This window comes from Methanobacterium sp., assembly GCA_012838205.1.
Classification (GTDB): Archaea; Methanobacteriota; Methanobacteria; order Methanobacteriales; family Methanobacteriaceae; genus Methanobacterium.
The window spans coordinates 1-13,549 of sequence record DUPR01000065.1; the positions used below are offsets into that span (position 1 = coordinate 1).

The window sequence follows — 13,549 nt, forward strand, 5'->3', positions numbered from 1 at the left end:
GCAAAAATCCCAACACCATAACTCTTAATCATTATAATAACAATTCATTCAATGAAAGTGACTATAATACAGCTGTTAACTTCACTAATTTCATAGACGGTCAGCCACAACAAGTTTATGTTGAAAGAATGGGAGTATTTGGAGCAAATGGGACATTTAAACGTGGATGAGCAGGGAATGTCTTTATTTGACTTTATAAATTAGATGCTTAGGATGAACAACTAATCGGATCATTTTTAGATTTATTTAAATCTGCTAAAACACTTTAAATTCCATTTTTAATGTTTATAAGTTGATTTTATTTTTATTATTCATTTAATCGTGCTCAAAATTTATATTATCCCAGTTACATACTAATCGTAATTATATGTAAACAGAGAGAGGTAAGTTTCAAGTGTAAAAATGAAGATTGATGAACTCCCTCCTGAAGAGGTTTACAGGAAATTAAACTCTTCTGAAGATGGTTTGAGCGTTGACGACGTTCAAAAAAGGCTTGAAGAATATGGGCCTAACCAAATTGAGGAAGTTAAGAAAAAACCTGTTATTTTTAAATTTTTAGCTAATCTTTATCAGTTGCTAGCCTTACTCCTCTGGGCTGCCAGCATACTTGCTTTTCTAAGTGGCACTCCCCCACTAGGATTTGCTATAATATCAGTGATTTTTATAAATGCAATTTTCAGTTTCTGGCAGGAATACAAAGCTGAAAAAGCACTAGAAGCACTCCAGAAAATATTGCCATCTCAAGCTAAAGTTATCCGTGATGGGGAGAAAAAAGAGGTTTTATCAGCAGAACTAGTTCCAGGTGATGTTTTGGTACTGGAAGAAGGAGATAATATCTCAGCTGATGCCCGTCTAGTGGAAGCCTATCAAATTAAGGTTGATAGTTCAACCCTCACTGGAGAATCTAAACCAGTGCGTAAAGTGGCCCATGCAAAAAAATCAGATGAAACCCAGATTACTGGGATCCATAACATAGTCCTTGCCGGCACAAGCGTTGCTTCAGGTTCTGGAAAGGCAGTCATATTTGCCACAGGGCGTAACACAGAGTTTAACCAGATCGCCAGCCTAACTCAAGAAGTTACTAAGGAAACCAGCCCATTACAAAATGAACTATCCAGAGTGACCCGCATCATAGCCATAATAGCAGTCCTTTTAGGAGTAATTCTCTTTGCAGTGAACTTGTGGGTAGTTAAACTCCCAATTCAAGTTGCATTTATCTTTGCCATTGGCTTGACAGTGGCCAACGTGCCAGAAGGACTTCTCCCTACTGTAACCCTTGCCCTAGCTGCTTCTGTGCAGAAAATGGCTAATAAAAACGCCCTTATAAAACGTTTATCAAGTGTGGAAACCTTGGGATCAACTAATATAATCTGTACAGACAAAACAGGCACCTTAACAAAAAATGAAATGACAGTTCGTAAGGTGTGGCTACCCTATGAAACAATAGATGTTACAGGAGCTGGATACTCTCCTGAAGGAGATTTTTTACATAAAGGCAATCCCATAAATCATCACGAAATCCAGGAACTTAAACTTTTGATGAGATCAGCCACCTTCTGCAATGACTCTAAACTCATAGAACCTCAAAGTAATGAAGATAAATGGAAAATTATTGGAGACCCTACAGAAGCAGCATTACTAGTTGCAGCAAAAAAGAGTGGATTTAACTGGAAAAAACAGTTAATGGAAAATCCAAGAATTGTTGAGCTACCTTTTGATTCCCAGCGCAAATCAATGAGCAGCATACATAAAGAAAAGGACAAACAAGTGGCTTACGTTAAAGGCGCCCCTAAAAAGATTATTAAACTTTCCAACACCATATCAGTTGATGGTGAGATTCTAACTTTTTCAGATGAGAATAAAGAAAAAATAATAGAAAAACATGATGTGTTAGCAGCTTCTGGACTGAGAATTTTGGCAATGGCATACCGAAAACTCCCTGCAGACTATGAAAACTATAGTGCTGATGCTGTTGAACAAGATCTCACTTTCTTGGGAATGGTGGCCATGCAAGATCCACCCCGGCCTGAGGTTAAACCAGCTGTTGAGGATTGTCATCGTGCGGGAATCCGCATAATCATGATTACAGGAGACTATGGCCTTACTGCCCATGCAATAGCCAAAGAAGTGGGAATTGTAAAAGAAGGCCCATGTCTCATAATTAAAGGTAAGAAACTTAACCAAATGTCAGATGATGAGGTTAAAAAGGTTTTAGTTTCAGGCGAAAACGTTATATTTGCCCGTGCAGTGCCAGAACACAAAATGAGGATTGCCAGAATCCTGGAAAGTATGGATGAAATCGTTGCCATGACTGGTGATGGAGTTAATGACGCCCCAGCCCTTAAAAAAGCAGATATTGGGGTTGCTATGGGCATTACTGGCACAGATGTTGCTAAAGAAGCTTCAGATATGATCCTAACTGATGATAATTTTGCAACTATAGTGGAAGCCATTAAAGAAGGTCGGACAATTTATGAAAACATACGGAAATTCATCACCTATATTTTTTCTCATGAAACTGCTGAAATCGTGCCGTTTGTCATGATGGTTCTTTTCAGAATACCTCTCCCCATTACTGTTATGCAGATTCTGGCTATTGACTTGGGAACAGACACGGTTCCTGCACTTGCCTTGGGTGTTGGTCCTTCTGAGTCTGATGTAATGGACCGGCCACCGAGAGAACGAAAAGAACGTCTTTTAAACTTTGGTGTTGTATTCAAAGGTTATATTTTCCTAGGAATTATTGAGTCCGCCCTTGTAATGTCTGGTTTTTTCTGGATCTTGTTAAACAATGGATGGACTTGGGGCCAACAACTCGCATTTGCTGATCCAGTTTACATGAAGGCCACCAGTATGGTGTTTGCTGGGATAGTAATGGCCCAGATGGGGAACCTCCTGGGATGTCAAACCAGCCGTACTTCAGTATTTGAAGTAGGTATTTTCAAAAACAAGTGGATATTGCGAGGAATTGTTTTTTCGGTGACTATCCTTCTGGCTATCATTTACATCCCACCATTACAAGGAATTTTCAAAACAGCGGCACTGGGACTTGCTGAATGGTTGTATTTAATTTCATTTGTGCCTATAATGTTTTTGGCAGATGAATTACGTAAATATTTCATCCGAAAATCAACTTAATTATTTTTCTTAATCTTTTAAAAGTAAACATCGGCAAAAAATACATGTTTTTTCTAACGGAAAATTTTTACCACACCAGGTGTGATTTCACAGTAATTCAGAGATATTAATATTTGGCCCTTGGAAAATCGAATATTGGGAAGAAATTAGAGTGATTTTTATGCTAAATTTCCATCTTTTTTTATGGATTTACATTTATTGGCACCCTATTCAAAGGGTTGAGTTCTAACTGATTTTTTTGATAATCAACACTAAATGAATAGGCAAATATTAGCACTTTGTCCTTTTCTGCTTGTTTCAGTGTAGTGGAAAATTCTGGATCCATCTCCCAGTTAGGTGAAAATATTTGAGCATCATTTCTGGGGATTAAAAAAAGTACTGCAGAATTCATTCCCTCTTTTTTAGCTTTAATAAGTTCTTCTAAATGTTTTTTCCCACGGACTGTGGGAGCATCAGGGAACTTTGCATGGCCATCTTCAACCAGAGTGCATCCTTTCACTTCTAAAAGCATCTTATCATCTTTTTCAGGTGACGTTTTTCCTTTTTCCAAAGTTTTAGTTAGAAAAAAATCGATTCTACTCTTACCATACGTGTATTCCCTTTTTTCAACACGGTAATTTGACAGTTCAGATATAATTCCTGATTTAATTAATTCTGAGGCAAGATCACTGTGGAAACCAGAATTTATAAGCACCCATATTCCTTCACTTTTCACAGCAATAACATCGTACTTTGTCTTTCTTTTGGTTGGATTTTGTGCTGGTCGTAGGAGTAAGTTGGCTTTAGGAAGTAAAAGTTCCTTGAGGCGACCTGGATCTCTTAAATGTGCATTATCTATTATTCTTCCTGATTCAAAGGTTACAGTGAACCGGTTAGGTCTTTCCAGGAAGTTGCCAGTTGCAATGTTTTCAAGTATCATTTTTTTTTTGAAAATCAGTTTTATAATGTGAACATTTTTTAATTTTTAATCAATACCCATTTCTTTTATTTTAGCAATTTACGTATTTTTACCCTTTTTTTATATACATTAACTAGTCCATGATTATTTAGATGATTCCTTTAGGAATACTTGAAATAATGTATTTAGAGATTTTGTTGAGTAAAAGTGTCTCTTGTGTGGACGAATCCGTCTTTTCCGGGATTTTTTCATTATAACTTAGGGTTATTGCTTGCAAATGTGCTAAATTCATTGCCATGAACATAACCCAGATTTGTATTAGTCTTTAATTGCAGTTATGTGAATAAAAAAAAATGGGTAATTGTTAAAAAAATCAAAAATTTAAACTATCAACTGCGCTGGCAAATTCTTTAGCACGTCCCAATGTTTCCTCAAATGATGCATAAGTGTAGGTTTCATAAACCATGGCTGGTGTTCCGGATTCTATGATGGGTATAGTTACATAAGGGCCGCTAGTGGGTCCACCATCAAATGGGGGAACATAGAAAACAAGCCATGAGATTTTGCTCACTATTAAATGGGCTAGTAGTCTGGAACGCTTGTCATCTGATGGAACTGAGATGAACTTGGTTTTAGGGTAGTCTCCCTTGGTTGAATGCACATCCACCACCAAATTATATTTAGATGATTTAATATCTGGTACTGCATAGTCTCGAGCTAATTCCTGACCATTAATCCTTCCCTTTGTGTAATCGTCTCGATCTTTAGTTACAGTAATCTGATAAACATAATAACAGTATTTTAGTGAGTTACTGCTGCTAATTACTGCCATCATGGCTTGGTGTGCTTGAACTTCCTGCGGATGCACCCCCACGACGTATGCAACTTTTACTGGCGACATTGGATTACCATAAGGACCGTAACGGACTACAAAACCATAATCCCGTTGGCCAAGGAACTTAACAGATGTGATAGATTCAGATTTAATCTGATTGGACGAATTGTAATCAAATGAACCATTAAAATTAACAGCCGTTCCATCATAGTTGGTAAAAGCTCCTAAAACAATTATAACTATTATTAACCCTATTCCTATCAATGTTTCCCTGTTCATATGAATATCCTCAGTATAAAATTTGATTAAAATCAATATACGTACTATTTTAAGGTTTATTAAAAAATTTGGACTGTAGAACTCAACATCCTTTCCATTTATAGGATGTTAAGATTAAACTTAGTATGGTTGTATTGGTTAATAATGGTTAATAGTTTATTAGAATAAGTTTACACAGAATGTTAATTAATAATGATAAGTAAATTGTAATGAATTATTAATTCCAAAATTTGCAATAAATACCTTGCAATGGCTAAATAATTCAAAAAAAGGATTAACAGATTTAGAGGTGAAATTACATTGCATCCAAGACCCAGCCCCATTGCCGCATCCCTTTATACTCTCCGAGATTTGAATGTTGATGTTATTATCCTTCACGGACCCCATGGTTGCTGTTTCCGTACTGGCCGTCTCTTGGAAAATGATGGAGTGCACGTGGTAACCACTGCCATGTCTGAAAATGATTTCATTTTTGGAGCATCAGCCAAGTTAGAAGAAACTCTTAAAGAAGTAGATGAACTTTTCCATCCTCAACTTGTGGGAGTGGTGGGCACTTGTGCAAGCATGATCATAGGTGAAGACATGCGTGAAGCAGTTAACAACGCTAAAATCCCTGCTAAAGTGTTAACTGTGGAGTCTCATGGTGGTTTAAGTGAAGGAGATAACACAGAAGGAGCCATAGCTGTTTTAGATGCTGCAAAACTAGAAGGTGTGATCTCTAGTGACGAAGCAGATAGACAGACTATTATGCTTAAAAAAGCCACCGAAATCGAGAAAACCAGGGGAATGGCCCAGGGAAAATATATCGAACCATCTTACGGAGATGATAAAGAAGAAGTAGCTAAAATTCTTCTTGATGCCTTTAAAAATGGAGATAAAATTGCTCTTGTTCTCAACGCTAAAAAAGAAACATCTTATCTCTTCGCTGACATTTTAAAAATTCATTTCCAGGATTTTTATCCTGAAAACCCGCCAAAAATCGTTGCTAATCTAGATGATGGAATTGGGTTACCTCGTATTCGTCAACATGCACAGAATATAAAGGTGGAACTGGATATGAAAGTTGATCTTATAACCGGTGGTTTGGATGAATATCCTGTAACTGGAAAAAAAGCAGTTAAATTCCTTGAAAAAGATGATTTTGACATTGTGGTGGTTGCAGGAGTACCTCATGCTCTCCCTATTGAGAAATTAAAGGCCAAAACAATTGCTATTACTGACGGTCCAAGGTTGGTGGAGCCTCTAAAGAATTTAGGTTACGTTTGGGTGGTTACTGAACTGGATGCTCATGCAAAAACTTTGGGCACTGATAAAATCGTTCCTTCTGATTTCGGAAATGTTTTAAGAAAAAAAATCAATGAAAAACAATGATAACTATAATTGATTACGGCAGTGGGAATCTGAAAAGCATTTGCAATGGATTTCAAGAAATTGGTGCCAAAGTCCTGATAACTCATGATAAAAAAGAATTAACAAAAGCTGATGCACTGATTCTCCCTGGAGTTGGAGCTTTCGGAACTGCCATGAAGAATCTGACCAAATATGAAGAGATTATTCTTAAACACATCCAAGATGATAAACCATTATTAGGGATTTGTTTAGGTTTACAAGTGCTTTTCAGTGCAAGTGAGGAAAATCCTGGGATTAAAGGGCTGGATGTGTTGCCAGGGGAGGTTGTGCGATTTCCAGAAAGTCAAAAAAATGATGGCCTAAAAGTACCCCACATGGGCTGGAATAACCTCAACATCCGAAAAAAATCATCGTTAGTAGAAGGCATAGGTAATGACTACATGTATTTTGTTCACTCATATTTTGTGCAGCCTGATGATGATAAAATAGTGGTTGCAACTGTTAATTATGGTTTAGATGTTCCGGCCATTGTGGCTCAGGAAAATGTGTTTGCCACCCAGTTTCACCCGGAAAAAAGTGGAAACGTGGGCCTAAAATTATTAGAAAACTTCTTAAAGCTAGTTTAATCATTGGTTTTTAATAATCATGAGTAGGAAAAATTTATATATTGGTAATACTAAGAAGGTGTAAGTGTGGATATGGAAGGTTTCGCCAGGCGCTCTCTGGTAGACAGTAACGAAAAATCTGTTCAAAAAAGTCTTCAGGAAAAGATACTGGAATTTAAAGATATTTCTCCTGAACAAGCAAGCCTAATGGCAAAGGCTGTTCTGGATGAAGTTAAATATACTCTGAAAATTGAAGACCATCCTGATGATTCCCTTAAAAAGCTCATAAATTACCCCAAATCAGGAGTGGGTATGGGAAAAATGGGTGTTGGATCCAGAGGTGCGGGTGACTTTTTTGTCCACCGACAAATCGCAGAAATAGTTAAAAGCAGCCACACTGATGCGTTCATCAACCCTACAGCTCAAGACGACGGAGGAGTGGTTAAATCAAGAGTTGGCACTGATGAAGTGTACATAACCACTGCAGTAGATGGAATTCATTCACGGTTGAGTGAGTATCCTTTCTTGGGTGGTTTTCATGTGACCAGAGCCTCCATGAGGGACGTATGCGTTATGGGGTCCCAGCCAGTGGCTTTACTGAGTGATTTGCACTTGGCAGATGATGGTGATGTGGCAAAACTCTTTGACTACACTGCAGGAGTGTGTGCTGTTTCAGAACTCACTGGAGTCCCCCTGGTAGCAGGGAGCACTCTTCGTGTAGGTGGAGACATGGTTCTGGGAGATCGGCTAGTCAGTGCGGTAGGTTCCGTGGGAATATCTCCTTATCCCCCCACTGCCAGGAAACGAGCCGAAGCAGGTGATGTTATTCTATTAACCGAAGGGTCGGGTGGTGGAACTATAACCACAACCGCCCTGTATCATGGGCTATTTGATGTTGTATGGGAAACCATGGACATTAGCTTCATTCAAGCCTCTGAAGCCATATTACAGGCAGGTTTACTTCCAAAAGTCCATGCCATGACTGATGTTACCAATGGAGGACTCAGGGGTGATGCTCATGAAATATCCCAAACTACTGGGCTGGGAATGGCATTAGGGGAGGATGATATCCGAAAACAGATCAACCCCAAAGTTCTGGGCATGCTAGAAAGTCTGGATATCGACCCATTGGGTGTTTCCGTAGATTCACTCATGATTATAGCCACTGAAGAGGTGGCCCAGGAAGTGGAAAAAGTGGTTTCTAACTCCGGAGTGAAAATCGGCCGAATAGGAGAAGTTGATAACACTGGAATCCCCAGACTGATAAGTGACCATGGAGAAACTGAACTTAAACCACTATTCCGTGAAGCAGCTTACACCAAGATCAAAAAGTTCGTGGGTGACGTGCACCCTGAAGACTTTGAAGAAATGAAATACAAAGTTGAAAAGGCGGCACAAGAAGCAATTGCAAAAAAAGACCAGATTGTTGCAAGGATTAAAAAAAATAATTAGTAAATGATTGTTTTAATACATTGAAACTAATAAACGTGAAATTTATGGATGAAAAAGGATTCGGTTACACTTTTGACGCCGTATTAGCTTTAATACCAATCATAATTTTCATTTGCGGAGTTACTAACCTCCCTATATTCCATGACCCCCCTAATCACACCGGTGCTTCCCAAAAAGCACAGGATGTTATGGATTTTATGGCACAGTACCGGCCGAATGGAGAAATGTCTGTGTTAGAAACTTTATCAACCACATTAGAATCTGGAAACAATGACAAAGAAAGTGTAGAGCATGTTAGAGAAATTTCTTCCATTATTCTTAATAAAAACTTTCCAAAAATGGAATATATTCTAATTGAGGAAAACCAGTTAGGTGGTGAAATCCTGGCTGGAAGATTAGATATTGAAAATACAAATAATGTGGCCACTGCTTCTCGAAATTGTGGAAACTACACATATCGTGTTTATGTTAAATAAAAAAATTTAAAAACTTTTCAACAAATCAAATTAGAAAATCAACTATTGTGAATTTTATTTTTTTCCTTTTAATGTAATTCCAGTTTGAATTTTCCATGAAACTCCACTCATATCAATTAGAGATAATAAAATAGTTTCCACTGTAAAATGTGTTTAGAAACATAATATCAGTATATGTTTAAAAATAAAGATTTAGAAATGGGTGCATCACAGAAAGAAATTCTCACAAAATCTGCAGATCTATCTTTTTTATATGGATTTTAGTTAATACTGGATTAATAATCGAAATATTTCTAAGATACCGTCAATATGATTATTGAATGTAAAAGGAATGTTTAAAATGGAATGTGAATATTTTGAAAAAATAAAAGATTATGAGTACGGAGATTTATTGGTTGAAACTCACCACTGGCTTATAATCTTGGCACCGGACCAACGGAACCTAGGCACCTGCGTTGTGGCACTTAAAAGAGATGAGGTGGAATTATCTGGTTTAACTAATGAAGAATGGTTTGACTTTAGCCATATAGTTAAAAAACTAGAAAAATCTATTAAAAAAGCATTTAATGCCACCATGTTCAATTGGGGCTGTTTGATGAACTCTTCCTACCTTGAAAAACCACCAACCCCTCATCTTCACTGGCATTTCATCCCACGTTATCAGGACCCCATAGAGTTCCATGGAAAAGTATTTGAAGACTTATGTTTCGGCAGCAGCACCATGTATAACCGTGGGGACAGTGTTGAACTATCTAAAGAGTTTAGAAAAAAGATTAAAACCAGGATAATGGAATATTTTGATTTGTAAATTATTCTAATACAACTTCAAACCTAGATCAAACATAAGTTTATTACCGATGCATTGGAGCCCTTTTAAAAAAAACCTAAACAAAACTTAAATAGAAAAACAATTCAACATATTATAGGTTTCAACAAATGTTATTGAAACTGCTATTGGAAATCATGATTTCTGTTCTATTATGCCCTGATAGTGTAGTGGATATCACGTAGGATTGCGGATCCTATTACCCGGGTTCAAGTCCCGGTCAGGGCATGTTTTATTATAAGTTTACCTTTTTAAGAATTTTATTTCTCCATTAATATTTTGGACTATACTCTTCTTCCATATATCTCTTTTATTGGGATAGTCTGCGCGATAATGCGCCCCCCTACTTTCTTCACGGATAATGGCTGACCGAGTGACTAATTCCGCAACTAAAATCATGTTTTCCAGCTCAAGGGCATCTTGAAGGTGCTGATTATATCCAGAAACTTCGGGAACTGTCATGTGAATCATTTTATCTTTTATGGACAGAATGTCTTGGATAGCGATTTTTAATTCTTTTTCCCTGCGAATTATGGCCACGTGATTCCACATGACATTTTGTAGTTCTTTTTTTAGCTGGAACGGGTAGTATTCTCCTTCTTTGAACAGTTTTTGAATTTTCACTTGTTCATTCTCGACATCAGCTGGGTTCAATACAAAATTAGATTTGGAAACATTTTTTGCAGCTGATTCACCAGCACGTCTGCCAAAAACTTGGGTTTCAGCCAGCGCATTTCCTCCGAGACGATTCGCCCCGTGTACTCCCCCTGCAGCTTCTCCTGCTGCGTAAAGGTTGGGAATATTAGTTTCACACCGGGAATTTATTTTGGTACCTCCCATAAAGTGGTGTGCAGTGGGAGCAACTTCCATTGGTTCTTTTCTTATGTCCACACCAACATCCTGGAATTGAAGGAGCATGGTTTCCAGTTTTTCCTCGATTAACTCTGGACTTAGGTGGCTGACATCAAGATAAACACCACCATTTTCTGTGCCCCTACCTTCCATTATTTCAGTATATATGGACCGTGAAACCACATCACGAGTGGCTAGTTCTCCTCGGGAGTCATAGTTGGTCATGAACCTGGTACCTTCAGAGTTTATTAGTTTTCCTCCTTCACCACGCACTGCTTCGGTCACTAAAACACCACGACGAGAATCCGGATATAACATGCCAGTAGGGTGGAATTGAACTTGTTCCATGTCTAATAAATCTGCACCAGCCAGCCAAGATAGTGCATATCCGTCTCCGGTTTTCTGCAAGGCATTGGATGTCACTGGATATATCCATCCAGCCCCTCCGGTAGTTATGATTGTTGATTTAGCTTCAAATGTTAAAAAATTTGTGTTGGGTAAGGATATTCCACAAGCACCGCCAATTCTGCCGTTTGAGTCTTGCAAGAGCTTGGTTATCATGATTTCGTCAACAGTCTGAATGTCTTGACGAATGATTTCCTCTTTTAAAGCAGTCATCATCTCATGACCGGTGCGATCCCCTTGGAAACATGTTCGGCGATATGTTTGGCCACCAAATGGTCTCTGATTCAGTTCACCTGATTTTTGCCTATCAAATAATGCGCCATAACCTTCCAGTTCAGTTAATCTGTCAGGTGCTTCTTCAACCAGTATACGTGCCAGTTCTGGATCGTTAAGGTAGCCCCCTCCCTTGAGGGTGTCGTCTAAATGAGCCTGAATGCTGTCTTCTGCATCTACATATGCAAAAGCTGCATTATAACCTCCTTCTGCCAAAGTAGTGCAACCTGATTTAAATGATAGACCTTTAGACACGATTAATACATCTTTATCGTGTTTTTTGGCTTCTATAGCTGCTCGGCACCCAGCTCCTCCGGATCCTATGATCAGTACATCAGTTTGGTAATTCTCTGTTTCCATATTAATGTGATTGACCCCGGTTTTATTTAAGTTTTTTAAGTAGATCAACAGAATGTTAACTGTATAACAGACATAAAATATAAAAATTATGCAAAACAATTTTCAACATCTTGTAATCCAAAGGAGGATATTCAGTGAAGAAGAAAGAGATATTAAAACTGGCAAAGAGGGATTTTGAAAGGGCTTGGGTTGAAACAGGCTTGAACCTAAAAAAACCCCATCATGATGACGAATATCCTCGGTTACGCCTTAAAACTGGGAAAAATCACCCATTAAATGATTCTATTGCTAAATTACGTCAAGCATACCTCATGCTTGGTTTTTCCGAAACCATCAACCCATTGTTAATAGAAGAAGATCATATCTACCGCCAATTCGGACCAGAAGCTCCTGCAGTTTTAGACCGCTGCTTCTACTTGGCAGGGTTGCCCCGTCCTGATATTGGAATTAGTTTGGATAAAATTGAGAGAATAGAAAACTTGGGTGTTCCTCTGAATGAAGATAATATCCAATCATTGAAAGAGGTATTCCGCAGTTATAAAAAAGGGGATGCCAGTGGGGATGACTTAGTTCAAGATGTATCCGCTGCTCTGGATGTTGAAGATGAATATGGGCTTAGAATATTGGAAAAAGTATTTCCAGAACTGCAAAAGCTCACACCCAACCCCAGTAAGACTACTTTACGTTCACACATGACTTCAGGCTGGTTTATAACCCTGGAGGCCATGGCAAAAACCTATCCTTTGCCTGTTAAATTATTTTCGATTGACCGTTGCTTCCGTCGTGAGCAACGGGAAGATGCAAGCCACTTAATGACTTACCATTCTGCATCATGCGTCTGGATGGATGATGAAGTATCCCTGGATCTGGGAATGGCAGTTTCTGAGAGTTTGCTTGAATATTTCGGTTTTAAAAAGTTCAAATTCTTACCAGATGAGAAAAAATCCAAATATTACATCCCTGGAACCCAGACTGAAGTTTATGGTTATCATCCCCAACTAAATGACTGGGTGGAAGTGGCCACCTTTGGATTATATTCTCCAATAGCCCTGGCACGGTATGGCATTGACCAGGAAGTCATGAATCTGGGAGTGGGAGCCGAAAGGATGGCCATGATACTCGGAGGATATGAAGATATTCGTAAGATGGTATACCCCCAGATATACAATAAAAAAAGCCTTAGTGACCGTGAATTGGCATCCATGCTCCGTATGGATCTATATCCGGTGACTGAAGATGGGAAAAATCTTGCAGAATCAATTTTAAGCACTGCCCAGGAACACGGTGATGCGCCTTCACCTTGCAATTTTACTGTTTTTGAGGGTAATTTTTTGGATAAAACCATTGAAGTGAAACTTGTCGAGCCAGAAGCAGGCACTAAACTACTGGGTCCTGCCAGTTGGAACCGTATATACGTTCATGATGGTAACATTGTAGGAGTGCCCCATCCTCACACCATTAACAGTCTTCAGCCTCCTGAAGATATGGTTGAAGAAATCATTGAGAGCATGGGAAAAGAAATCGTTGATGATTTGGCTATTCAGGCCCTAAAATCAGGTGTTCCTACAAGTATAAGTTATCTGGAAGGAGTAGCTGCCCAAGCAGCCTACCGTATGGAAGAGATGGTGGTTAGTGGAGAAGAACGAATTAATTTAAGAACCACCATTGCCAAATTACCATCTGATGTCAACCTTAAACTGGATGAAATGGCTGTTCGTTACATTACAAGTAAAAATAAGGTTATTGATATTCGAGGCCCAATTTTCTGTACCATAACTGGGGAAATTAAGGATTAACATC

The 13,549-nt window shown here is 38.5% G+C and carries 12 protein-coding genes and 1 tRNA gene; 9 read left to right on the forward strand and 4 right to left on the reverse strand.

The window, feature by feature from the left end; translation table 11 throughout:
- Nucleotides 1-170: hypothetical protein (locus GXZ72_09160; protein HHT19712.1), on the forward strand; the 170-nt coding region annotated here is incomplete at its 5' end.
- 232 nt (nucleotides 171-402) lie between these two features.
- Complete coding sequence (locus GXZ72_09165) at nucleotides 403-3,138, forward strand: cation-transporting P-type ATPase (protein ID HHT19713.1); 2,736 nt, start codon at nucleotides 403-405, stop codon at nucleotides 3,136-3,138.
- 181 nt (nucleotides 3,139-3,319) lie between these two features.
- Here GXZ72_09165 and sfsA read toward each other — a convergent pair whose 3' ends face one another.
- The 3 genes from sfsA to GXZ72_09180 all read right to left on the reverse strand — a co-directional run bounded on the left by sfsA (nucleotide 3,320) and on the right by GXZ72_09180 (nucleotide 5,150).
- On the reverse strand, nucleotides 3,320-4,057 hold the full coding sequence (gene sfsA / locus GXZ72_09170) for a DNA/RNA nuclease SfsA (GenBank protein HHT19714.1): 738 nt from the start codon (nucleotides 4,055-4,057) through the stop codon (nucleotides 3,320-3,322).
- A 127-nt stretch (nucleotides 4,058-4,184) separates the two neighbouring features.
- Nucleotides 4,185-4,334 carry a hypothetical protein gene (locus tag GXZ72_09175; protein ID HHT19715.1) on the reverse strand — a complete coding sequence of 50 codons (150 nt, stop codon included), beginning with the start codon at nucleotides 4,332-4,334 and terminating at the stop codon, nucleotides 4,185-4,187.
- Nucleotides 4,335-4,409: 75 nt separating this feature from the next.
- A complete protein-coding gene (locus GXZ72_09180) occupies nucleotides 4,410-5,150 on the reverse strand; it encodes a hypothetical protein (GenBank protein HHT19716.1) in 741 nt (246 codons plus the stop codon).
- Between the two features lie 300 nt (nucleotides 5,151-5,450).
- Here GXZ72_09180 and cfbD point away from each other — a divergent pair, with 300 nt between their 5' ends.
- The 6 genes from cfbD to GXZ72_09210 all read left to right on the forward strand — a co-directional run bounded on the left by cfbD (nucleotide 5,451) and on the right by GXZ72_09210 (nucleotide 10,087).
- Nucleotides 5,451-6,521 (forward strand): Ni-sirohydrochlorin a,c-diamide reductive cyclase catalytic subunit, encoded by a 1,071-nt coding sequence (gene cfbD / locus GXZ72_09185; GenBank protein HHT19717.1) that lies wholly within the window; start codon nucleotides 5,451-5,453, stop codon nucleotides 6,519-6,521.
- On the forward strand, nucleotides 6,518-7,126 hold the full coding sequence (gene hisH, locus GXZ72_09190) for an imidazole glycerol phosphate synthase subunit HisH (GenBank protein ID HHT19718.1): 609 nt from the start codon (nucleotides 6,518-6,520) through the stop codon (nucleotides 7,124-7,126). The genes cfbD and hisH overlap by 4 nt, the downstream gene beginning before the upstream one ends.
- A 66-nt stretch (nucleotides 7,127-7,192) precedes the next feature.
- Complete coding sequence (locus GXZ72_09195; protein ID HHT19719.1) at nucleotides 7,193-8,557, forward strand: hypothetical protein; 1,365 nt, start codon at nucleotides 7,193-7,195, stop codon at nucleotides 8,555-8,557.
- Nucleotides 8,558-8,601: 44 nt separating this feature from the next.
- Complete coding sequence (locus GXZ72_09200) at nucleotides 8,602-9,033, forward strand: hypothetical protein (protein ID HHT19720.1); 432 nt, start codon at nucleotides 8,602-8,604, stop codon at nucleotides 9,031-9,033.
- A gap of 340 nt (nucleotides 9,034-9,373) precedes the next feature.
- A complete protein-coding gene (locus GXZ72_09205; GenBank protein HHT19721.1) occupies nucleotides 9,374-9,841 on the forward strand; it encodes an HIT family protein in 468 nt (155 codons plus the stop codon).
- A gap of 174 nt (nucleotides 9,842-10,015) precedes the next feature.
- Nucleotides 10,016-10,087 (forward strand) — tRNA-Arg (locus GXZ72_09210).
- A gap of 15 nt (nucleotides 10,088-10,102) precedes the next feature.
- Here the strand turns inward: GXZ72_09210 and GXZ72_09215 are convergent.
- A complete protein-coding gene (locus GXZ72_09215) occupies nucleotides 10,103-11,749 on the reverse strand; it encodes a fumarate reductase subunit A (GenBank protein HHT19722.1) in 1,647 nt (548 codons plus the stop codon).
- A gap of 134 nt (nucleotides 11,750-11,883) precedes the next feature.
- Between GXZ72_09215 and sepS the strand changes: the two genes are divergently transcribed.
- Nucleotides 11,884-13,545: an O-phosphoserine--tRNA ligase gene (sepS, locus tag GXZ72_09220; GenBank protein HHT19723.1), complete on the forward strand. Its 1,662-nt coding sequence runs from the start codon at nucleotides 11,884-11,886 to the stop codon at nucleotides 13,543-13,545.
- Nucleotides 13,546-13,549: the final 4 nt, after the last annotated feature.